Below are 23,072 nucleotides of genomic sequence, written 5' to 3'. Positions count from 1 at the left end.
GCGAACGTCCGGCAGGCCGTGTCGGTCGTGATCGGCCGGATCGAGAGCTACGTCGTGAAGTAGCCGGCCGGCCGAACCGCGCCGGTGGAATCGCGGATGCTCACGGCTTCGCCGTCCGCCGCGCCCGCAGCTCGAAGAGGTGCGGTACGGACGCGGCGCCTACGAACGCGTCCCACAGGCGGTCGGCCTCCGCGCCGGTCGGTGTGGGCGCCACCACGGGCCCGAAGAAGCCGCGTTCGCCGCGGCGGGTGGTGAGGACCGTGACGGGCGAGCCCGCGTCCTCGCCGGAGTACTCCTGCGCCTGCTCGCGGGCCCGGGCCACCGGCCGGTCCAGCGCGGCGTCGTGCAGCGCGTCGGCATAGGTCGCGGCGCCCGCCTCCGCCAGGCACCGTTCGGCCAGCTCCGGCGACGGGTCGGCGTCGCCGTCGAACACCGCGGCGCCGTACGCGGCGTACACCGTGCCGGTCAGGGTGTCCCGGCCGTCGGCGTGCGCGGCCTCGGCCAGCCGCAGCAGACAGCGGCTCCCGGCGGCGGCCGCGCGGCGCTTGGCGGGCAACTCGTCCAGAGGCGCCCCGTCGGTCAGGTCGAAGGCGCGGTAGGACAGCGGGATGCCCCGGCGCCCGGTGGCGTCCACCAGCCAGCACGCGGTGCGCCAGGTCCAGGGGCACGCGGAGTCGAAGTAGAACGTCACGGCCGTGACGTCGAAGTGCTTGCTCACGGGTTCTCCTCGGCCGTCGGCGGGCACTCGGGGGAGGCGCGGACCAGGACCGGTCCGGCGTGGCGGCACGGCCCCGGGCGCCAGTGGGGCAAAGCGGGATGATCCGGGCCGCCCTCTCCCGGAGTACCGCCCACCGCCCCCGGGCAAACGTGCCGGTGTCGCCCCGGGTCCGGCGGTTCTGTTCCCGGCCGAGGGTGCGTAATGTGACGGTAACCCCCTCACGTGATACTGGTGTGCCACACCTCGTTGCCCGATGGGGTGGGGACGGGCCGATTGACCTGCAAGGATTGGTGAGCCATGGACAAGCAGCAGGAGTTTGTGCTCCGTACGCTGGAGGAGCGCGACATCCGCTTCGTACGACTGTGGTTCACCGATGTGCTGGGCTTCTTGAAGTCCGTGGCCGTGGCCCCCGCCGAACTGGAGCAGGCGTTCGACGAGGGCATCGGCTTCGACGGCTCCGCCATCGAGGGCTTCGCGCGGGTGTACGAGTCCGACATGATCGCCAAGCCGGACCCGGGCACCTTCCAGATCCTGCCCTGGCGCGCCGAGGCCCCCGGCACCGCCCGGATGTTCTGCGACATCCTGATGCCGGACGGCTCCCCGTCCTACGCCGACCCGCGCTACGTCCTCAAGCGCATCCTGGCCAAGACCTCCGACCTCGGCTTCACCTTCTACACCCACCCCGAGATCGAGTTCTTCCTGCTCAAGGACAAGCCGGTGGACGGCACCCGGCCGAGCCCGGCCGACTCCTCCGGCTACTTCGACCACACCCCGCAGAACGTCGGCATGGACTTCCGCCGCCAGGCGATCACCATGCTCGAATCGATGGGCATCTCGGTGGAGTTCAGCCACCACGAGGGCGCCCCCGGCCAGCAGGAGATCGACCTGCGCTACGCCGACGCGCTGTCCACCGCCGACAACATCATGACGTTCCGGCTGGTGATGAAGCAGGTCGCGCTGGAGCAGGGCGTGCAGGCGACGTTCATGCCCAAGCCGTTCTCGGAGTACCCGGGTTCGGGCATGCACACCCACCTCTCGCTCTTCGAGGGCGACCGCAACGCCTTCCACGAGTCCGGCGCCGAGTACCAGCTCTCCAAGGTCGGCCGTTCCTTCATCGCCGGACTGCTGCGGCACGCGGGCGAGATCTCCGCCGTCACCAACCAGTGGGTCAACTCCTACAAGCGCATCTGGGGCGGCGCCAACCGCACCGCCGGCGCCGGCGGCGAGGCCCCCTCGTACATCTGTTGGGGCCACAACAACCGCTCCGCGCTCATCCGCGTCCCCATGTACAAGCCGGGCAAGATGGGCTCCACCCGGGTCGAGGTCCGCTCCATCGACTCCGGCGCCAACCCCTACCTGACCTACGCGGTGCTGCTGGCCGCCGGCCTCAAGGGCATCGAGGAGGGGTACGAGCTCCCGGCCGGCGCCGACGACGACGTGTGGGCGCTGTCCGACTCCGAGCGCCGCGCCATGGGCATCGAGCCGCTGCCGCAGAACCTCGGCGAAGCTATCGACCTGATGGAGCGCAGCGAACTGGTCGCGGAGACCCTCGGTGAGCACGTCTTCGACTTCTTCCTGCGCAACAAGAAGCAGGAGTGGGAGGAGTACCGCTCCGAGGTGACCGCGTTCGAGCTGCGCAAGATGCTGCCGGTCCTGTGACCGCGCACCCCGCTCCGCAGGGCCAGGGGCGGCGCAGCAGCGCCTTCTCGCGGCTGCTGCGGTACGGCTTCACCGACCCGTCGGCGGCGGGGCGGCTGCTGGAGGTGCCCGAACTGGCCGCCGTACGGGACGACTCGGTGCTCCTGGAGGCGCTGGGCGGCACCGCCGACCCGGACCTGGCGCTGACCGCGCTGGTGCGGCTGGCGGAGGCGCAGGACGAGGACGAGCGGCACAAGCTGCTGTCCACGCTGATCACCGCGAAGCCGCTGCGCGACCGGCTGCTGGGGGTGCTCGGCGCGTCCGAGGCGCTCGGCGACCACCTCGTACGGCATCCGCGCGACTGGCGGTCGCTGGTCACGTACGAGGCGGCCGACCTGCATCCGACCACGCCGGAGTTCGAGGCGGCGCTGGCCGAGGGCGTCTGGGGCGAGCGGGGCCGGGACCGGCCGCGCCCGGACGCGCTGCGCGCCGCGTACCGCCGGTGCCTGCTGGGCATCGCGGCGCGCGACGTGTGCGGGACGACCGATCTCGCCGAGACCGCCGCGGAGCTGGCCGACCTGGCGACCGCGACGGTACGCGCCGCGCTGGAGATCGCCGGCGAGGAACAGCCCACCGACGCCGCCGCCTGCCGGCTCGCCGTCATCGCGATGGGCAAGTGCGGCGGCCGGGAGCTGAACTACGTCTCGGACGTGGACGTCATCTTCGTCGCGGAGGCGCGCGACGGCACCGAGGAGGCCAAGGCGCTCCAGGCCGCGACGCGGCTGGCGGGCCGGATGATGCGGGTGTGCTCCGACGTCACCGCCGAGGGCACGATCTGGCCGGTGGACGCCAACCTGCGCCCCGAGGGCCGCAACGGCCCGCTCGTGCGCACCCTCAACAGCCACCTCGCCTACTACGAACGCTGGGCCAAGACCTGGGAGTTCCAGGCCCTGCTCAAGGCCCGGCCGATGGCGGGCGACGAAGAGCTGGGCAAGGAGTACGTGGCCGCGGTCACCCCGCTGGTCTGGCAGGTCTCCGAGCGCGAGAACTTCGTGACCGACGTACGGCAGATGCGCCGCCGCGTCGTGGAGAACATCCCCGCCGCCCAGGTCGACCGCGAACTGAAGCTGGGGCCCGGCGGGCTGCGCGACGTGGAGTTCGCCGTCCAGCTCCTGCAACTGGTGCACGGCCGCAGCGACGGCACGCTGCACAGCCCGAGCACCCTGGAAGCCCTCTCGGCGCTGGCGTCCGGCGGCTACGTGGGCCGCGAGGACGCCAAGGCGCTGGACGCCGCGTACTGCTTCCTGCGCACGCTGGAACACCGCATCCAGCTCTACAAGCTCCGCCGCACCCACCTGATGCCCGAGGACGAGCCCGACCTGCGGCGACTCGCCCGCTCCATGGGCCAGCGCACCGAACCGGTGACGACGCTGCGCAAGGAGTGGAAGTGGCACGCCCGCGAGGTGCGGCGGCTGCACGAGAAGCTGTTCTACCGGCCGCTGCTGGACGCCGTCGCGCACCTGGAGCCCGGCGGGACCCGGCTCTCCGCCAAGGCCGCCGGCCAGCGCCTCGAAGCGCTCGGCTACGCCGACCCGGTCGCCGCGCTGCGCCACCTCGAAGCGCTGGCCTCCGGCGTCACCCGCAAGGCCGCCATCCAGCGCACCCTGCTGCCGGTCCTGCTCGCCTGGTTCGCGGACTCCGCCGACCCGGACGCCGGACTGCTCAACTTCCGCAAGGTCTCCGACGCGCTCGGCAAGACCCCTGGTACCTGCGGCTGCTGCGCGACGAGGGCGCCGCCGCCGAGAACCTGGCCCGCGTCCTGTCGGCCGGCCGCTTCGCCCCCGACCTGCTGCTGCGCGCCCCCGAGGCGGTCGCGCTGCTCGGCGCCAAGGACGGGCTCCGGCCGCGCTCCCGTGCCGCGCTGGAGCAGGAGGTGCTGGCCGCGGTCGGCCGCGCGGAGGGCGCCGAGCAGGCCGTCGCCGCGGCCCGCGGGGTACGACGGCGTGAGCTGTTCCGTACGGCCGCCGCCGACCTGATCGGCGCGTACGGCACCGAAGGCCACCCGGCCGAGGCGGACCGCGGCCACGCCGCCGACGTGATCGGCACCGCCGTCTCCGACCTGACCGCCGCCACCATCGCGGGCGCGCTGCGCGCCGCCGTACGCGACCAGTGGGGCGACACCCTGCCCACCCGCTTCACCGTCATCGGCATGGGCCGCTTCGGCGGCCGGGAGCTGGGGTACGGCTCCGACGCCGACGTGCTGTTCGTGCACGAGCCCCGCGAGGGCGCCGACGAGCAGGAGGCCGCCAAGGCCGCGCACGCCGTCGCCAACGAGATGCGCCGCCTGCTCCAGCTGCCGTCCTCCGACCCGCCGCTGCCGATCGACGCCGACCTGCGGCCGGAGGGCAAGACCGGACCGCTGGTCCGCACGCTCTCCTCCTACGCCGCCTACTACCGGCGCTGGTCGCTGGTGTGGGAGTCACAGGCCCTGCTGCGCGCCGAGCCGGTCGCGGGCGACGCCGACCTGGGGGAGCGCTTCATCGAGCTGATCGGCCCGCTGCGCTACCCGATGGAGGGCCTGGGCGAGGACGCCGTACGGGAGATCCGCCGGCTCAAGGCCCGGATGGAGACCGAGCGGCTGCCGCGCGGCGCCGACCCGACCACCCACACCAAGCTGGGGCGCGGCGGCCTCAGCGACGTGGAGTGGACCGTACAGCTGCTCCAGATACAGCACGCCTGGAACGAGCCGGGACTGCGCACCACCCGTACCCGCACGGCGCTGGCGGCGGCCCGCGACGCCGGGCTGCTGGCCACGGAGGACGCGCAGATCCTGGACGAGGCGTGGGTGCTCGCGTCGCGGGTGCGCAACGCCACGATGCTGGTACGGGGCCGCCCCGGCGACACGTTCCCGTCGGACGCGCGGGAGCTGGCGGCGGTGGGCCGCTACCTCGGGTACGAGGAGGGGCACGTCGGGGAGATGCTGGACGACTACCGGCGGACGACCCGCAGGGCCCGCGCGGTGGTGGAGGAGCTCTTCTACGGGGCGGCGGGCTGAGGACGGGCCCGGGGCGGGCAGGTCCGGGTCGGCAGGTCCGGCTTCGGCCGGTCCGGGCCGGACGGGCCCGGGGCCCGCGGCCTCAGGCCGTGGCCACCCGTCGCGGCAGCCGGTGCGGCAGCGCCGCGTACCAGGCGAAGGCCAGGCCGATGCCGAAGGCGAGGCACAGGATGCCGCCCACCGCGTCGAGCCAGAAGTGGTTGGCGGTGGAGACGATGACGACCAGCGTCGTCGTCGGGTAGAGCAGGCCCAGCACCTTGGCCCACACCGGCTTGGCGATCAGCGCGATCATCACGCCGCACCACAGCGACCACCCGATGTGCATGGACGGCATCGCCGCGTACTGGTTGGACATCGACGCCAGGTTGCCGGACGCCATCGAGCCCCAGGTGTGGTGGACGATGACGGTGTCGATGAAGCCGCCGCCGTTCATCAGGCGGGGCGGGGCCAGCGGGTAGAAGTAGTAGCCGACGAGGGCGACGCCCGTGGTGGCGAAGAGCGCGAGGCGGGCGGCCGCGTACCGGCCGGGGTGCCAGCGGTAGAGCCAGACCAGCACACCGATGGTCAGGATGAAGTGCAGCGTGGCGTAGTAGTAGTTCATCGAGACGATGAGCCAGGTCACCGAGTCCACGGCGTGGTTGACGGTCTTCTCCACCGCTATGCCGAGGGTCTGCTCGGCCTGCCAGATCCAGTCCGCGTTCTTCAGCGCCTGGGCCTTCTGCTCGGGCACGGCGTTGCGGATGAGGGAGTACACCCAGTAGCTGACCGCGATCAGCAGGATCTCGAACCAGAGCCGCGGGGTACGGGGAGAGCGCAGGCGGGCCAGCCGGCCACCGGAGGGCGCACTGGGCGCTTCGTCCTCGGTGGGTGGCGGCACGGCCGTACGGCCGTCAAGAGTCTTCACATGCGCTTCACCCATAGGCAGACAGTCTGCCAGAAAGGGGTCGGCGGCCGATCACCCTCCGGTCGGGTCCTGGGGAGGCCCGCCTAGCACCTTAGGGGAGGCGCCTCCCCCACCCCGGTCGGGGGTGGCTCTGCCTTTCGGCAGGGACGGACCGGGCCGCCGGACACCGCCGGACCACTCAGGCAGAGCTTCCGTCCGTACCGGGCCTGCTGCCTTCCGGGCCGGACCGTTCTCCGTCCGTACCCGCCCGGCTGCCGTCCGTGGCGGCGGAGCCGCCCTGACCGGGGACCCGGACGGTCTTCGGCGCCGAAGCGGTGGAACCGCGGACGACCAGCTCCGGGTGGAAGACGAACTCGCTGTGCGGCGCCGGGGTGCCGCCGACCTCCTCCAGCAGGGCGCGCACCGCCGCCTGCCCCATCGCGGTGACCGGCTGCCGGATCGTGGTCAGCGGCGGGTCCGTGAAGGCGATCAGCGGGGAGTCGTCGAAACCGACGACGGAGACCTCCCGCGGCACGTCCAGGCCCTGCTGCCGGGCGGCCCGGATCGCGCCCAGGGCCATCATGTCGCTGGCGCAGACCACCGCCGTGCAGCCGCGGGCGAGCAGCGCGCCGGCCGCGGCCTGCCCGCCCTCCAGGGTGTACAGGGAGTGCTGGATCAGCTCCTGGGCCGCCTCCCGGTCCAGGCCGAGCTGCTCGTTCATGCTGTGCAGGAAGCCCTCGATCTTGCGCTGGACGGGCACGAAGCGCTTCGGCCCCAGGGCCAGCCCGATCCGCTGGTGGCCCAGTGCCGCCAGATGGGTGACGGCGAGGCGGATCGCGGCCCGGTCGTCCGGCGAGACGAAGGGCGCCCGCACCTTGTCGGAGAAGCCGTTGATCAGGACGAAGGGCACGCCCTGGCCGCGCAGCTGCTCGTAGCGCTGCATGTCGGCGGAGGTGTCCGCGTGCAGTCCGGAGACGAAGATGATCCCGGCGACGCCGCGGTCCACCAGCATCTCGGTCAGCTCGTCCTCGGTGGAGCCGCCCGGCGTCTGGGTGGCCAGTACCGGGGTGTAGCCCTGGCGGGTCAGCGCCTGGCCGATGACCTGGGCGAACGCCGGGAAGATCGGGTTCTCCAGTTCCGGGGTTATCAGGCCGACCAGCCCGGCGCTGCGCTGCCGCAGCCGGACGGGACGCTCGTAGCCGAGCACGTCGAGCGCGGCCAGCACGGACTGGCGGGTGGTGGCGGAGACACCGGGTTTTCCGTTGAGCACCCGGCTGACGGTGGCCTCGCTGACACCCGCCTGCGCTGCGATGTCGGCCAGCCGGGCGGTCATGGAGGGGACTGTACCGGTCGCCTGTCGGATTGCCCACGTTGCCCGCACCGCTCGGCGGCGGGCCGTGCCGCCGGGCGGCCCGTCCGGTGCGCGGGAGCCGCCCGTCAGAGGGCCCACCAGGTGCAGGAGTCGCCCGGCAGAACGGCGGTGGCGCCGTCGGCGGGGACCGTCGCGGAGGAGAGCAGCAGCCGTCCGGGGCGGGGCAGTTCGACGGCGCGGTCCAGGGTGTTCAGGGTGCACAGCAGCTCCGTACGCCCCGGGCGGCCGGTGCGGGTGAAGGCCAGCAGCCCGTCGGGGGCGTCGGCCCAGGCGAGGTCCCCGTCGCCGAGGCACGGGTGCGCGCGGCGCAGGGCCAGCGCCGCGCGGTACAGCTCCAGGGTGGAGGCCGGGTCGCCGGTCTGGGCCCGTACGGACAGGTCCTTCCAGGAGCGCGGCTGGGGCAGCCAACTGCCGCCGGGACCGAAGCCGTACGCGGCCGAGTCGCCGCACCAGGGCATCGGGACGCGGCAGCCGTCGCGGTACCCGTCCTGTCCGTCACCGCGGAAGAACGCGGGGTCCTGGCGCACTTCGTCGGGCAGGTCGGTGACCTCCGGCAGGCCCAGCTCCTCGCCCTGGTACAGGTAGGCCGAGCCGGGCAGCGCGAGCATCATGAGCGTGGCGGCACGGGCCCGCTGGAGGCCGCCGAGGCGGGTCGTGTGCCGGACCACGTCGTGGTTGGACAGCACCCAGGAGGTGGTGGCGCCGACCGAGGCGGTCGCGGCGAGGGAGGCGTCGACGACGGCGCGCAGCGAGGCGGCGGACCAGTCGGCGGTCAGGAACTGGAAGTTGAACGCCTGGTGGCACTCGTCGGGGCGGACGTACAGGGCGAGCCGCTCGGGGCTGGGGGCCCACGCCTCGGCGACGCCGATGCGCTCGCCGGGGTAGGAGTCCAGCAGCCGGCGCCAGGCGCGGTGGATCTCGTGGACGCCGTCCTGGTCGAAGAAGGGCAGCACCTGGCTGCCGATGAGCTTGGCCTGCTCCTTGTGGCCGATGTCGGGCAGGCCGGGGGCCTTGACCATGCCGTGGGCGACGTCGATGCGGAAGCCGTCCACGCCGAGGTCGAGCCAGAACCGCAGGACCGACTCGAACTCGGCGTGCACGTCCGGGTCGTCCCAGTTCAGGTCGGGCTGCTGCGGGGCGAACAGGTGCAGGTACCAGTCGCCGCGCTCGGTACGGGTCCAGGCGGGCCCGCCGAAGACCGACTCCCAGTCGTTGGGCGCCAGCTCGCCGGAGGCGCCCTTGCCGGGGCGGAAGATGTAGCGCCGGCGGGCCAGTTCCGGGTCCTGGAACCAGGGGTGCTGGTCGGAGGTGTGGTTGGGCACGATGTCGACGATCACCCGCAGGCCCAGCGCGTGCGCCGCCCGTACCAGGTCGTCGGCGTCCTGGAGGCTGCCGAACAGCGGGTCGACGGAGCGGTAGTCGGCGACGTCGTACCCGCCGTCGGCCTGCGGGGAGGCGTAGAACGGGGTGAGCCAGACGGCGTCCACACCCAGTTCGCGCAGGTAGGGCAGGCGTTCGCGGGCGCCGCGCAGATCGCCGATGCCGTCCCCGTCGCAGTCGGCGAAGGAGCGGACGTACACCTGGTAGATGACGGCGTCGCGCCACCAGCCGGGGCGCCCGCCGGGCTCCGCCGCCGCGTGGCCGGGGTCGGTCGAGGTCAGCTCCTGGGTCATCTGGCATCCCTGTTCGAGAGTGGGGCGATTCGGGGCAGAGCGTCCATGCATCGTCTTGCAGGGTCCAGGCATCGATCGTCGGACGGTCGTCTACGGACTCAACGCGCGGAGCACGGCGGGGTGACGGGCCCGTGGGCGCTCGGAGCCCTGGTGAGCGGCCTGCTGGGGTGCGGCGGGCGTGGCGTGCGCGGGCGCCGCCCCCTGTAACGCCTTCCTGTCTCCTTGCAGAAATTTACCGCAAGGTCTTTCGAATTGATGTCGGCGCTGTTACGTTCCTGTCCGCCATCACAGGCGTTCCGAACGGCCGGGCAAGGCGTTCCGACGCCATCTCGGGCGTTCCCTTAAGGAGTTCACATGCGGCGTGGCATGGCGACTACCGCGTTGGTCGCGGGTCTGGCAATGGCGGCGACGGCGTGCGGAGGCGGCGGCGGAGGCGACCAGCAGAGCGGGGGCGAGCTGTCGGGCACCGTGACCTTCTGGGACACCTCCAACGACGCCGAGAAGGCGACGTACAAGAAGCTGGCCGAGAGCTTCGAGAAGGAGCACCCGAAGGTCGACGTGAAGTACGTCAGCGTCGCGTTCGGCGAGGCCAACGCCAAGTTCAAGAACGCCGCGGGGGCCGGCGCGGGCGCCCCCGACGTGATGCGCACCGAGGTCGCCTGGGTCGCCGACTTCGCCAACCTCGGCTACCTCGCCCCGCTGGACGACACCCCGGCCCTGGACAACACCGGGGACTACCTGCCGCAGGCGCTCGGCAGCACCAGATTCAAGGACAAGACCTACGCGGTGCCGCAGGTCACCGACACCCTCGGCCTCTTCTACAACAAGCGGCTGCTCAAGCAGGCCGGTGTCGAGGTCCCCAAGACCGTCGCCGAGCTGACCGCCGCCGCCAAGCAGATCAAGGAGAAGACCGGCGCCACCGCGCTGTACCTGCGCGGCGACGACCCGTACTGGTTCCTGCCCTACCTCTACGGCGAGGGCGGTGACCTGGTCGACGCCCGCGACAAGGTCGTCACGATCGACGACGACGCCGGTGTCAAGGCCTTCAAGGCCATCAAGGACCTGGTCGACGCCAAGGCCGCCGTCACCGACGCCACCGACGGCCAGGAGAACCAGCTCAAGGCCCTCAAGGACGGCAGCGTCGCGATGGCCGTCAGCGGCCCCTGGGACCTCGAAGGCGTCCGCGCGGGCAAGGAGTTCAAGGACAGGAAGAACCTGGGCATCGCGCCCGTCCCCGGCGGCAGCGCCTCCCAGGGCTCCCCGCAGGGCGGCTGGAACCTCTCCGTCTACGCGGGCTCGAAGAACCTCCAGGCGTCCTACGCCTTCGCCAAGTACATGAGCTCGGCGAAGATCCAGCAGCAGACCACCGAACAGCTGAGCCTGCTGCCCACCCGCAAGTCCGTGTACGAGGTGCCGTCCGTCAAGAACAACGAGATGGTCGCCTTCTTCAAGCCCGCCGTCGACAAGGCCGTCCAGCGCCCCTGGATCGCCGAGGGCAACGCCCTCTTCGAGCCGATCAAGGTCCAGATGAACAAGGTCCTCACCGGCGCCAGCACCCCCGAGCAGGCCGCCAAGGCCGTCGGCGACAGCTACCGCAAGCTCCTCAAGGACTACAAGTGACGGACACCGCGCGGATGGCCCGGGCCCGGCGGAAGGAGGCTGCCGCCGCCGCGCCGCCGGGCCGGGTACGCAGAGCCCTGGGCACCCACTGGTACGCCTGGACCATGGTCGCCCCGGTGGTCCTCGTCATCGGCGTCATCATCGGCTATCCCCTGGTCCGCGGCCTGTACCTGTCGCTGACGGACGCCAACGAGGCCAACGTCGAGCGCAACATCGGCATGAACCACATCCCGGCCACCTACAAGTTCACCGGCCTGGAGAACTACACCGAGATCCTCGGCGACAACGTCTTCTGGGGCCGGCTCGGCTGGACCGTGCTGTGGACGGTGGCCTGCGTCGCCCTCACCTTCTCCATCGGCCTGGCCCTCGCCAACCTGCTCAACCGCGGGCTGCGCGGCCGCACCTGCTACCGGCTGGCGCTGATCCTGCCCTGGGCCATCCCCGCCTTCGTCTCCGTCTTCACCTGGCGGCTGCTCTACAACGAGAAGAACGGCCTGCTGAACAAGCTCCTGGCGGGCGGCGGCATCGACGCGGTGCCGTGGCTGAACGACCCGACCTGGGCCAAGCTGTCGGTCATCGCCGTCAATGTCTGGCTGGGCGTACCGTTCATGCTCGTCGCGCTGCTCGGCGGGCTCCAGTCGATCCCCGGCGAGCTGTACGAGGCCGCGGAGATGGACGGCGCCAACGCCTGGCAGCGGTTCCGCAACATCACCCTGCCCGGTCTGCGCGGCGTGAGCAGCACCGTGATCCTGCTCTCCACCATCTGGACGTTCAACATGTTCCCGGTGATCTACCTGCTCACCCGGGGCGGCCCCGGCGACGCCACCGAGATCCTGGTGACGTACGCCTACCGGCTCTCCTTCGTCGACAGTCCGCGGGACTTCGCCGGCTCGGCCGCCTGGGGCGTGCTGATCCTGCTCCTGCTGTCCCTGATCGCGGTGGTCTACCGCCGCTCGCTGCGCAAGCAGGGTGAGGTGTGGTGATGGCCAAGTCCCCGCGCGACAGACGCAGCCCGCTGGCCTCCGTCGGCCTGCACGCGACCCTCCTGACCGCCGCCGCCGTCGCGGTCTTCCCGCCCCTGTGGCTGCTCATCACCTCCTTCAAACCGAAGAACGACGCCTTCTCCACCGAGCTGGTCACCCACTTCACCTTCGCCAACTACCGGCACGTGATCGCCGACACCCAGTTCCTGGCCTGGTTCGGCAACTCGCTGGTCGTCGTCGGCATCACCACCGTCCTCGGCGTGTTCGTCGCGGCCACCACCGGCTACGCCGTCAGCCGCTTCCGGTTCCCCGGGATGCGCCCGCTGATGTGGCTGCTGCTGATCACGCAGATGTTCCCGGTCGCCGTGCTGATCGTGCCGCTGTACAACCTGATGGCGAGCCTGGGCCTGCTCAACCAGCCGGCCGGTCTGGTCGTCACGTACCTGACCATCGCCGTCCCGTTCTGCGCCTGGATGATGAAGGGCTTCTTCGACACCATCCCGGTGGAGATCGACGAAGCCGGACGCGTCGACGGTCTCAACCCCTTCGGCACCTTCTGGCGCCTGGTCCTGCCGCTGGCCCGCCCCGGCCTGGCCGTCACCGGCTTCTACACCTTCGTGACGGCCTGGGCCGAGGTCGCGTACGCCTCCGCCTTCATGACGGGGGAGGAGAACCTGACCCTCGCCGGCGGCCTGCAGACCTTCGTCAACCAGTACGTCAACGACTGGGGCTCGATGACCGCCGCCGCCGTGATCATCGCGGTCCCCGCCGGCCTGGTCTTCGCCTTCGCCCAGCGCCACCTCGTCGCCGGACTGACCTCCGGCACCACCAAGGGATGACATGACCCAGCAGACCACCCAGCACCACGCCACCGGAGCGCCCGCCGACGCCGCGGACGCGACCGCACCCGGTGCCACCCAGTGGTGGCGCGACGCGGTGATCTACCAGGTCTACCCGCGCAGCTTCGCCGACGGCGACGGCGACGGCATGGGCGACCTCCCGGGCATCCGCACCCGCCTGCCCTACCTCAGGGACCTGGGCGTCGACGCCGTCTGGCTCAGCCCGTTCTACTCCTCCCCGCAGGCCGACGCGGGCTACGACGTCGCCGACTACCGCGTCATCGACCCGGCCTTCGGCACCCTCGCCGACGCCGAGGCCGTCATCCGCGACGCGCACGGCCTGGGCCTGCGCGTCATCGTGGACGTCGTCCCCAACCACTGCTCCGACCAGCACGCCTGGTTCCGGCAGGCGCTGGAGGAGGGCCCCGGCTCGACGCTCCGGGACCGTTTCCACTTCCGCAAGGGCCGCGGCGAGAACGGCGAACTCCCGCCCAACGACTGGGAGTCGGTCTTCGGCGGCCCCGCCTGGACGCGCGTCACCGACGGCGAGTGGTACCTCCACCTGTTCGCCCCCGAACAGCCCGACTTCAACTGGGACAGCCCGGCCGTCCAGGACGAGTTCCGCTCCATCCTGCGCTTCTGGCTCGACCTCGGAGTGGACGGCTTCCGCATCGATGTCGCCCACGGCCTGGTCAAGGCCCCCGGCCTGCCCGACATGGGCCGCAAGGACCAGCTCAAACTCCTCGGCAACCAGGTCCTGCCCTTCTTCGACCAGGACGGCGTGCACCAGATCTACCGCTCCTGGCGCACGGTCCTGGACGAGTACGCGGGCGAGCGCATCGGCGTCGCGGAAGCCTGGACCCCCAGCGCCGACCGCACCGCCCTCTACCTGCGCCCCGACGAACTCCACCAGGCGTTCAACTTCCACTACCTCGGCACCGGATGGGACGCCGCCGCACTGCGCGCCGCCATCGACGACTCCCTCGACGCCATGCGGCCCGTGGGCGCCCCCACCACCTGGGTCCTGTCCAACCACGACGTCGTACGGCACACCACCCGCCTCGGCGGCGACGCGCGCCGCGCCCGCGCGGCCGCCCTCCTCATGCTCGCCCTGCCCGGCTCCGCCTACGTCTACCAGGGCGAGGAACTGGGCCTCCCCGAGGTCACCGACCTGCCCGACGAGGTCCGCCAGGACCCCGCGTTCTTCCGCGGCGACGGCCAGGACGGGCTGCGCGACGGCTGCCGGGTCCCGATCCCGTGGTCCGGCGACACGGCCCCGTACGGCTTCGGTACGGGCGGCAGCTGGCTCCCGCAGCCGCCGGAGTGGGCGGGGCTGAGCGTCGCCGCCCAGACCGGCGACCCGGCCTCCATGCTGGAGCTGTACCGTACGGCCCTCCGGCTGCGCCGCACCCACCCCGGGCTCGGCGCGGGCGACGAGGTCGAGTGGCTGGACGCACCCGAGGGCGTCCTGGCCTTCCGCCGCCCCGGCGGCTTCGTCTGCACGGTCAACACCACACCGGAGCCCGTACGCGCCCCCGCCCACGCCGGCTGGCGCCCGCTGCTCTCCTCCGGCGAACTCCGCACCGTGGACGACGAACTCACCCTCCCGGCGGACACCGCCGTGTGGTGGGAAGCGTGACCGACCTCCCCGACGCGCCGCCGGCCGGGGGCAACGGCCCCCGGCTGGCGCACATCGCGGCGCAGGCCCGGGTCAGCGAGGCGACCGTCAGCCGGGTGCTGAACGGCAAGGCGGGCGTGGCCCGCGGCACCCGGCAGCGGGTCCTGGCCGCCCTCGACCTGCTCGGCGGTGAACGCCCGGTACGTCTGCGGCGCGCCAGTGCCGGACTGGTCGGCCTGATCGTCCCGGAGCTGACCAACCCGATCTTCCCGGCCTTCGCCCAGCTCATCGAACAGGCACTGGCGGGCCACGGCTACACGCCCGTGCTGTGCACCCAGCTCCCCGGCGGCGCCACCGAGGACGAACTCGTCGAGCAGCTCGAAGCCCGCGGTGTCACCGGCATCATCTTCCTCTCCGGCCTGCACTCCGACAGCACCACCGACCCCGCCCGCTACAACCGCCTCACCGACCGCGGCCTCCCGTACGTCCTCATCAACGGCCACCACGAGGGCATCGCCGCTCCCTTCGTCTCCCCGGACGACCGGGCGGCCTCCCGTATGGCCGTACGCCACCTCGCCGAACTCGGCCACCGGACCATCGGCCTGGCGGTCGGCCCGGTCCGCTACGTCCCGTCGCGCCGCAAGGCCGAAGGCTTCGCAGCGGCGCTGAAGGAGGAATTCGGCCTGCGGAAGGAGGCGGCCGAACACCTCACCCGCCACACCCTCTTCGGCGTCGAGGGCGGCCACGCGGCAGCCGCCTCCCTCCTGGACGCGGGCTGCACGGCGGTCGTCTGCGGCAGCGACCTGATGGCCCTCGGCGTCGTACGGGCGGCCCGCCAGCGCGGCCTCGACGTACCGGGCCGGATCTCCGTCGTCGGCTTCGACGACTCCCAGCTCATCGCCTTCACCGACCCGCCGCTGACGACCGTGCGCCAGCCGGTACGGGCGATGGCCTCGGCAGCCGTGGACGCGCTGATCGAGGAGGTCCGCACCCGCGCGGACGGCGACGGGCCGCCCGACCGGCACACGGAGTTCGTCTTCCAGCCGGAGCTGGTGGTACGGGGATCGACCGCCCGGCTCCCGGAGCCGGCGGGGTAGCGCGCACGGCCGCGGATGGCAGGATGACCACACAATCGCGTGATCACCGCCACCACTCGACGGGAAGGTGCCTGACCATGGCCGTCATCCACCACACCACCCTCTCGCCCACCAAGCTGGAACTCCTCGCCCGCTGGCTCCCCGCCCAGTCCTGGTACGCGGGCGACGGTGCCGCCCCGGACCTGACCACGGCCGGCGGCTTCCGGCTGGACGACCCGGAGGGCGAGGTCGGCATGGAGTTCATGGTCGCCACCGACTCCTCCGGCGCCGCACCGGTCCGCTACCACGTCCCGCTCACCTACCGGGGCGCACCGCTGCCCGGCGCCGACCACGCACTGATCGGCACCCTGGAACACGGCGTACTCGGCAAGCGCTGGGCCTACGACGGCACCCACGACCCGGTCCTGGTGGCCCAGCTCTTCGCCCTCCTCACCGGCCAGGCCGAGGCCCACGCCCAGAGCGTCAGCGACACCCTCGACCCCACCGTCCAGGCCCGACTCACGGGCACCGACCACAGCGCCGTACAGGCCCCTGCCTCCGTGACCCAGAGCCCGTCCGCCACCGACATCCTCGTCCGCTCCACCCACCCGCTGCTCCTGCGCGTCCACCGCGTCCTGACACCGGACGAGAGCGACGGCGGGGCCACGACGGGCCACATCAGCGCGACGTGGACCGAGGCGTCGGGGGAGCGGGTGCGGGGGGTGTTCTTGACGGTGCATGAGGGGGCGTGAGATGTCGGACCGACGGCGCCGGACGCGCGCGATGCCGTGCAGGCCCTGAAGGCCGCGACGACCGCGCTCACCCGCCGAGCGGCGAACCGAGCAGCCAGTTGCCCGGGGCGTCCGGGTCCGGGCTGAGGTAGAACTCCTCGATGGCCTGGCGGAACTCGGCGTGGCTGATGACGCCGTCGCCGTCGCGGTCCAGCCGCTGGAAGGCCGGGCCCGAGGTCTCCGGGGGATGTGCAGCGCCTCGTACATCCGGACGTATTCGTCGGTGCTGAGCACGCCGTCGCGGTCGGTGTCGAGGGCCTGCATGAGCGCGTCGACGATCTGCAGCACGACGTGCTCGAAGGTCTTCGGGTCGGTGACGTGCGAGCGCATCAGGTCGATGAACGGCCGGCGGCCGACCCGGCCTTCGTCGTCCGTGCCGCCGGCGGCGCGCAGGATCTCCCACCACCTGCCGAACGCCTCGCGCAGCGCGGCCCGGTTCTCGTGGTCCCCGGGGCGGGCCACCGCCAGGAACAGCCCGGCCATCACCTCGAAGTCCGCGTGGGTGAGCCAGCCGTCCTCGGTGCGGTCGAACCAGTCGAAGAGAATGCTGAACTTGCGGTCGAGGGCGTCGTTGGCCATCGCACTCACCGTCCTTCCGCGGGGCGTCAGAGGCGCGTTCCATGCAACTGCCGGTGCAGGGCGCGGACAACGACGGTTCGGGTCAGGTTGTCCGCGCGGCCGGGTTCCGCGGTCCGGCCCGGCACCCCGTCGCTCGTCGCAGCCGTGTTAGCCGGGTGTTAGCGGAGCGGCAGTACTGCGCTAGTGGCCCCGGACAGAGTGGGTGACGTACCGAGCAGACACCACGTCACCGATTGCCCCCGGGGGTTCGTCATGAGCGCCAGCACCACCGTCCGCACCGCCCGTCGCCGTACGCTGCGGGTCGCCGCCGCGGCCCTGGTCGCGGCGGCCGGCCTGTCCCTGACCGCCTGCTCCGGCTCGGATGCCACCGGCACCAAGGCCGCGGGGCAGACGGACATGGGCACGGTGGCCGAGTCCCGCGACGCGGGGTCGTCCGCAGGGCCGCAGGGGGCCGAGGTCAAGGCGGGCGCCGCCTCCGCGGCGGACGGCAAGGCCGGTGCCGTGGGCCCGCAGGCCGCCCGGCCCAAGGCGGGGGCCCCGGTCCGCACCGTGCCCCTGGCGGACGGCATCAGCAAGGCGGAGATCCGACAGCTCGGTGACCAGCACTACCGGGCCAAGATCGTCGCCCGTGGTGACGTCCTCGCCACGCTGGAGACCAGCCAGCGTGACGCCGGTCTGGACGCCAACGACATGTTCGTCGTGCTGTCGCTGGACGGCAAGGTGCACTCCTGGATGGGCGGCGGCCATCAGGGGCCGGGCACCTTCAAGCTGGCGGGCGGCTGGACGGCCAAGGTCACCAAGGTCGGCGAACTGCACTACCGCGCGCAGATCCTCGGCAGGGGAGGCGTGGTGTACGGCACGGTCGAGGCCGACCAGCAGGACGCCGGGCTCGTCGCCAACGGGGTGCCCATCGTGCTCAGCACCGGTGGTGTGATCAGCGCCCACGCGTAGCCACCGGTGCTCGTCGGGGCAGCTCGGGACGTTGCGGTCCGGAGTTCAGGGACCCGCTGACCGCTTTCCGGCTTCCGGCTTCCGGCGGGGAATCGTTCCGCCGACGTGGTGTTGAGAGAGTCCGCTGCTCCGAAGCAGCGGACTCTCCGCGTTCCGGATGCCGTCCGCCCGTCGGGATCACTTGGCGTCGAGGAATTTCTCCAGGAACGAGGCGGGGGCGTGGCGGGCGACGGCCGCGCAGGTGACGCACAGGGCGACTCCGACGAAAGTGACGGCGGAGAAGTTCCCGACCAGGAGCAGGACGAGCATCAGTACGGCGGCCACCACGGGCACCACCACCCTTACGGGTCGCACCCGTTCCTCCTGGGCGTGCAGCGCGCTCGCGATGTCCTGGCTGCGTAGCCGGCGCTGACGTTCCCGTTCCCTGCGCCACTCGGCCTCCCGCCTGGCCTCCTCCTGGGCTTCCAGGTGCTGCCGCATCTCCGCCATGGCGGATTCCTGCTCGGCGCTCCGCTCCGGCGGTGTGTGCACATGGAGGTCGCCCTCGAAGGAGCCGGTCTGGATCACCAGTCCGTGGTTGACCTCCGCGCTGAACACGTTCGTGACGGTTTTCTCGTCGATGTCCCGGCGCTGTATGTCATCCCCCATGCCACCGACGGTACCGGCGCTCCATCGGGAGCACCATCAACATCCGCGCCCGGCAGGGCGTGCGGCTTCAGGGCTGTACACCCCGCCGGGCGCCGCGCTTTGGTGGTGGGGACCGCCGTCGCGCCGTGGTGCCGGCACGTCGTGCCGCCGTAGCGTCGTTGCAATCTCTTGCGCAAACTATTGCACCCATCAAGCGCGGCGGATAGAACAACGGCTGAACACCTCCCACCCCTCAGGAGGAACCATGGCCCCCACCCGCCGCAGGCGACCCGCGCGCAGACCCGTGGCCGCCGTGCTCGCGCTCCTCTCCGGTGCGGCGGCGGCCGTTCTCGCCCCGCCGCCGCAGCCCGCGCACGCGGCGCCGCCCGGGACCAAGGACGTCACCGCCGAACTCTTCGAGTGGCGCTACGCGTCGGTCGCGAAGGAGTGCGGGACCACGCTCGGGCCCGCCGGTTACGGTCATGTGGAGGTGTCCCCGGCCACCGAGCACATCCAGGGCGGCCCGTGGTGGACCTCCTACCAGCCCGTCAGCTACAAGATCGCCGGGCGGCTCGGCGACCGGGCGGCCTTCGAGAACATGGTGGACGCCTGCCACGCGGCTGGGGTCAAGGTGATCGCGGACGCGGTGATCAACCACATGGCGGCCGGCTCGGGCACGGGCACCGGCGGCTCGCCGTACACGAAGTACGACTACCCGGGGACCTACCAGCGCCAGGACATGGACGACTGCACCGGCCAGATCACCGACTACCGCGACCGCTGGAACGTGCAGCACTGCGAACTGGTCGGCCTGGCGGACCTGGACACCGGCGAGCCGTACGTCCGGTCCCGGATCGCCGCGTACCTGAACGACCTGCTGTCGCTCGGCGTGGACGGCTTCCGGATCGACGCGGCCAAGCACATGCCGGCGGAGGATCTCGCCGCGATCAAGCGGCAGTTGAAGAATCCTTACGTCTACTGGAAGCAGGAAGCGATTCACGGGGAGGGCGAAGCCGTCTCCCCGGCCGAGTACCTGGGGAACGGCGACGTACAGGAATTCCGGTACGGCCGCGACCTCAAGCGCGTGTTCCAGAACGAGAAGCTGGCCTATCTGAAGAACTTCGGCGAGGGCTGGGCCTACCTGCCCTCCGCGCAGGCCGGGGTCTTCGTCGACAACTGGGACACCGAGCGCAACGGCTCGACGCTGAGCTACAAGGACGGCGCGGACTACACCCTCGCCAACGTCTTCATGCTGGCCTGGCCGTACGGGGCGCCCGACGTCCATTCGGGGTACGAGTTTTCCGGCCACGATGCCGGGCCGCCCAACGGGGGCGCGGTGACAGCCTGTTGGCAGGACGGCTGGAAGTGCCAGCACAACTGGCCCGAGATTCGCGCCATGGTCGGCTTCCGCAACGCGACCCAGGGCGCGCCCGTCACCCACTGGTGGGACAACGGCAACGACGCCATCGCCTTCGGGCGCGGCGACAAGGGCTACGCCGTGGTCAACCACGAGGGCAGCGCGCTGACCCGTACGTTCCAGACCGCGCTGCCGGCTGGCACGTACTGCGACGTACAGAGCCGCAAGCCGGTGACGGTGGGCGGCGACGGGCGTTTCACCGCCACCCTCGCCCCGAACACGGCGCTCGCGCTGCACGTCGGCGCGCGTAGCTGCGGCTGACCCGTACCCGCACCCGACGCCCGACGCCCGACGTCCGAGGACCGAGGCCCGAGGCGGCGGCGGGCCGGGGACGTCAGCCACCCCCGGCCCGCCTCGCACGTACCGAACGTCCTGAAGGAGTCCTTACGTGAGGCGCACCCTCCGCCGTACCGTCGCAGCTGTGGCCATGGCCCTGTGCGCGGCGGTCCTGCCCGCCCCGCCTTCCGCGAACGCCGCACCGCCACCGGCTCCCGCCACGGCGGCGGCCCAGTGGATCGACCGCGACACCGTGGTCTGGAAAGGCGCCCGACGGGCGGACGCCCAGCTGGAGTTCGGGGCGGAGGGGGAGGGGCAGGGGGTACGGCGGATACGGCTCACGCCCGGCGCCCTGACCCCGGACGAGCAGGCCGCGTACCCGCATCTGAGGAACTTCCCGGCGTTCGCCGTCGACCCGCGCGACCGGAAGTTCACCCTCACCGCGCTGCGCGACCGGCTCGTCGCCGTCCAGCCGGACGCCGACGGGCGGCGCGTCAGCACCGGCGTCCAGCTCCCCGGCGTACTGGACGACCTGTACGGCCCGGCCGCGGCCACGGCGCCGCTCGGCCCGGTCTTCCGGCGCGGCAGCCCCACCCTCTCCGTCTGGGCGCCGACCGCCCGCACCGTCGCGCTGGAACTCGACGGCCGTACGGTCCCGATGCGGCGGGACGACGCGAGCGGCGTGTGGCAGGCGCGGGGCACGCGCGGCTGGGCGGGCAAGCCGTACCGGTACGTCGTGACCGTCTGGGCGCCCACCGCCGGCCGCTTCGTCACGAACAAGGTCACCGACCCGTACGCGACCGCCCTCACCGCCGACTCCACCCGCAGCCTCGTCGTCGACCTCGCCGACCCGCGCCTCGCGCCGAAGGGCTGGGACCGGCTCAAGAAGCCCGCCGCGGTGCCGCTGAACCGGGCCCGCATCCAGGAGCTGCACATCCGGGACTCCTCCGTGGAGGACCGCACCTCGCGCCACCCGGGCCAGTACCTCGCCTTCACCGACCGTCGCTCGGACGGGATGCGGCACCTCAAGGCCCTCGCCGACGCCGGCACCTCGTACGTCCACCTGCTGCCCGCGTTCGACATCGCGACTATCCCGGAACGGCGCTCCGAGCAGGCCCGCCCGGACTGCGATCTGGCGGCGCTGCCCGCCGACTCCGAGCGGCAGCAGGAGTGCGTGGGCAAGGCCGCCGCGCGTGACGCGTACAACTGGGGGTACGACCCGTTCCACTACACCGTGCCGGAAGGCTCGTACGCCTCCGACCCCGACTCGCCACGGGCCCGGACCGGCGAATTCCGCCGCATGGTGCAGGGCCTGAACGGCGCCGGACTGCGCGCCGTCATGGACGTCGTCTACAACCACACCGCCGCGAGCGGCCAGCACGCCCTGTCCGTACTGGACCGGATCGTGCCCGGCTACTACCACCGGCTGCTGGACGACGGCTCCGTGGCCACCTCCACCTGCTGCGCGAACACCGCGCCCGAGCACAGGATGATGGGCCGGCTCGTCGTGGACTCGATCGTCACCTGGGCCCGGCAGTACAAGATCGACGGCTTCCGGTTCGACCTGATGGGACACCACCCGAAGGCCAACATCCTCGCCGTACGCAAGGCCCTGGACGCGCTGACCCCCGCCAAGGACGGAGTGGACGGCAAGGCGGTCGTCCTGTACGGGGAAGGCTGGAACTTCGGCGAGGTCGCGGACGACGCGCGCTTCGTGCAGGCCACCCAGCGGAACATGGCTGGGACGGGAATCGCCACCTTCAACGACCGCGCGCGCGACGCCGTACGCGGCGGCGGGCCCTTCGACCCGGACCCGCGCGTCCAGGGCTTCGCCTCCGGCCTCGCCACGGACCCCAACGCCTCGCCCGCCAACGGCACCCCGGCCGAACAGCGCGCGCGCCTGCTCCACTACCAGGACCTGCTCAAGGTCGGCCTCACCGGCAACCTCGCCGACTACACCTTCACCGACACCTCCGGCCGTACGGTCAAGGGATCGGACGTCGACTACAACGGCGCCCCGGCCGGGTACGCCGCCGCCCCCGGCGACGCCCTCGCCTACGCCGACGCCCACGACAACGAGACGCTCTACGACGCCCTCGCCTACAAACTCCCGCAGGACACCTCGGCCACCGACCGCGCCCGGATGCAGGTCGTCGCCCTGGCCACCGCCGCGCTCTCCCAGGGCCCGGCCCTCTCCCAGGCGGGCAGCGACCTGCTCCGGTCGAAGTCGCTGGACCGCAACTCGCACGACAGCGGCGACTGGTTCAACGCCCTGCACTGGAACTGCCGGGACGGCAACGGCTTCGGCCGCGGCCTGCCGCCCGCCGCCGACAACAAGGACAAATGGCCGTACGCCCGGCCGCTGCTCGCCGACCCCGCCCTGCGCCCCGGCTGCCCGCAGATCACCGCCACCTCCGCCGCCTACCGCGACCTGCTCCGCATCCACGCCACCGAACCGGCCTTCGGGCTCGACAGCGCCGACGCCGTACAGGACGCGCTCTCCTTCCCGCTGTCGGGGAGGGAAGAGACACCCGGCGTCGTGACCATGCGGCTCGGCAAACTGGTCGTGGTCTTCAACGCGACGCCGCAGCGGCAGCTCCAGCACCTGCCGTCGCTCGCGGGCCGGCGGTACGGGCTGCACCGTGTACAGGCGCGCGGCGCTGACCCGGTGGTGAAGACGGCTTCGTACGAGAAGCGGACGGGGACGTTCGGCGTCCCGGCGCGTACGGTCGCGGTGTTCGCCGCGCGGTGAGCGGCCGCGCCACTCATGGGCGGCCGCCTCGCGCCGCCGCCGCGTCGTCGGGTCGTCCATGGGCCGCCCTGCCCATGGACGACCCATCCGCCGATGGCGGCTCCGGGGCCTGTTTCCCCCGTGGACCGTCCCCCATGGTTCCCCCATCCGTCCGCCGGAGCGGACTCCATGGGCCCCCGTGATCCCGTGCCCTCAGGCCCCGGT

15 protein-coding genes and 1 pseudogene are annotated in these 23,072 nt (G+C 72.2%); 11 read left to right on the top strand and 5 right to left on the bottom strand.

All coding sequences use genetic code 11. From position 1 onward, the window contains the following. Positions 1-100: 100 nt before the first annotated feature. Positions 101-718: a DsbA family protein gene (locus tag ACEXOX_RS15490; RefSeq protein ID WP_406521238.1), complete on the bottom strand. Its 618-nt coding sequence runs from the start codon at positions 716-718 to the stop codon at positions 101-103. 297 nt (positions 719-1,015) lie between these two features. On the opposite strand from ACEXOX_RS15490, the gene ACEXOX_RS15485 reads away from it, so the two are divergent. Beyond that, positions 1,016-2,377: a glutamine synthetase family protein gene (locus tag ACEXOX_RS15485; protein ID WP_030670291.1), complete on the top strand. Its 1,362-nt coding sequence runs from the start codon at positions 1,016-1,018 to the stop codon at positions 2,375-2,377. Further along, positions 2,374-5,411 (top strand): annotated as a pseudogene (locus tag ACEXOX_RS15480) (bifunctional [glutamine synthetase] adenylyltransferase/[glutamine synthetase]-adenylyl-L-tyrosine phosphorylase). The gene ACEXOX_RS15485 and the pseudogene ACEXOX_RS15480 overlap by 4 nt, the downstream one beginning before the upstream one ends. A gap of 82 nt (positions 5,412-5,493) precedes the next feature. Here ACEXOX_RS15480 and ACEXOX_RS15475 read toward each other — a convergent pair. The 3 genes from ACEXOX_RS15475 to ACEXOX_RS15465 form a co-directional block, all read right to left on the bottom strand. After that, on the bottom strand, positions 5,494-6,330 hold the full coding sequence (locus tag ACEXOX_RS15475) for a phosphatase PAP2 family protein (protein WP_030019827.1): 837 nt from the start codon (positions 6,328-6,330) through the stop codon (positions 5,494-5,496). Positions 6,331-6,493: 163 nt separating this feature from the next. Further along, positions 6,494-7,627: a LacI family DNA-binding transcriptional regulator gene (locus ACEXOX_RS15470; RefSeq protein WP_406521236.1), complete on the bottom strand. Its 1,134-nt coding sequence runs from the start codon at positions 7,625-7,627 to the stop codon at positions 6,494-6,496. A 104-nt stretch (positions 7,628-7,731) separates the two neighbouring features. Then, complete coding sequence (locus tag ACEXOX_RS15465; protein ID WP_406521235.1) at positions 7,732-9,339, bottom strand: glycoside hydrolase family 13 protein; 1,608 nt, start codon at positions 9,337-9,339, stop codon at positions 7,732-7,734. A 354-nt stretch (positions 9,340-9,693) separates the two neighbouring features. On the opposite strand from ACEXOX_RS15465, the gene ACEXOX_RS15460 reads away from it, so the two are divergent. The 7 genes from ACEXOX_RS15460 (at position 9,694) to ACEXOX_RS15430 (ending at position 17,796) form a co-directional block, all read left to right on the top strand. Then, a complete protein-coding gene (locus ACEXOX_RS15460) occupies positions 9,694-10,959 on the top strand; it encodes an extracellular solute-binding protein (RefSeq protein ID WP_406521234.1) in 1,266 nt (421 codons plus the stop codon). Positions 10,960-10,973: 14 nt separating this feature from the next. Next, the gene (locus tag ACEXOX_RS15455; RefSeq protein ID WP_406526357.1) at positions 10,974-11,942 is read left to right on the top strand and encodes a carbohydrate ABC transporter permease; all 969 of its coding nucleotides are present in this window, start codon (positions 10,974-10,976) and stop codon (positions 11,940-11,942) included. After that, the gene (locus tag ACEXOX_RS15450) at positions 11,942-12,781 is read left to right on the top strand and encodes a sugar ABC transporter permease (RefSeq protein ID WP_406521232.1); all 840 of its coding nucleotides are present in this window, start codon (positions 11,942-11,944) and stop codon (positions 12,779-12,781) included. The genes ACEXOX_RS15455 and ACEXOX_RS15450 overlap by 1 nt, the downstream gene beginning before the upstream one ends. Position 12,782: 1 nt before the next feature. Further along, on the top strand, positions 12,783-14,420 hold the full coding sequence (locus ACEXOX_RS15445) for a glycoside hydrolase family 13 protein (protein WP_406521231.1): 1,638 nt from the start codon (positions 12,783-12,785) through the stop codon (positions 14,418-14,420). After that, entirely contained in the window at positions 14,417-15,496 is a 1,080-nt protein-coding gene (locus ACEXOX_RS15440; protein WP_406521229.1) for a LacI family DNA-binding transcriptional regulator, read from the top strand. The genes ACEXOX_RS15445 and ACEXOX_RS15440 overlap by 4 nt, the downstream gene beginning before the upstream one ends. Positions 15,497-15,573: 77 nt before the next feature. Further along, positions 15,574-16,227 carry a maltokinase N-terminal cap-like domain-containing protein gene (locus tag ACEXOX_RS15435; protein WP_406521227.1) on the top strand — a complete coding sequence of 218 codons (654 nt, stop codon included), beginning with the start codon at positions 15,574-15,576 and terminating at the stop codon, positions 16,225-16,227. Positions 16,228-17,097: 870 nt separating this feature from the next. After that, the gene (locus ACEXOX_RS15430; RefSeq protein WP_406521225.1) at positions 17,098-17,796 is read left to right on the top strand and encodes a hypothetical protein; all 699 of its coding nucleotides are present in this window, start codon (positions 17,098-17,100) and stop codon (positions 17,794-17,796) included. Between the two features lie 177 nt (positions 17,797-17,973). Here ACEXOX_RS15430 and ACEXOX_RS15425 read toward each other — a convergent pair whose 3' ends face one another. After that, the gene (locus tag ACEXOX_RS15425; RefSeq protein ID WP_406521223.1) at positions 17,974-18,444 is read right to left on the bottom strand and encodes a hypothetical protein; all 471 of its coding nucleotides are present in this window, start codon (positions 18,442-18,444) and stop codon (positions 17,974-17,976) included. A 244-nt stretch (positions 18,445-18,688) separates the two neighbouring features. Between ACEXOX_RS15425 and ACEXOX_RS15420 the strand changes: the two genes are divergently transcribed. Both ACEXOX_RS15420 and pulA read left to right on the top strand, forming a co-directional pair. Next, the gene (locus tag ACEXOX_RS15420) at positions 18,689-20,101 is read left to right on the top strand and encodes an alpha-amylase family protein (protein ID WP_406521222.1); all 1,413 of its coding nucleotides are present in this window, start codon (positions 18,689-18,691) and stop codon (positions 20,099-20,101) included. 127 nt (positions 20,102-20,228) lie between these two features. Beyond that, positions 20,229-22,868, top strand: coding sequence for a pullulanase-type alpha-1,6-glucosidase (gene pulA / locus ACEXOX_RS15415; RefSeq protein WP_406521220.1), 2,640 nt, complete (start codon positions 20,229-20,231; stop codon positions 22,866-22,868). Positions 22,869-23,072 lie beyond the last annotated feature (204 nt).

The sequence above is a fragment of the Streptomyces sp. Ac-502 genome (assembly GCF_045222935.1).
Classification (GTDB): domain Bacteria; phylum Actinomycetota; class Actinomycetes; order Streptomycetales; family Streptomycetaceae; genus Streptomyces; species Streptomyces monomycini.
The sequence above is the reverse complement of the archived record's forward strand: the minus strand, read 5'-3'. Positions and strand labels throughout refer to the sequence as shown.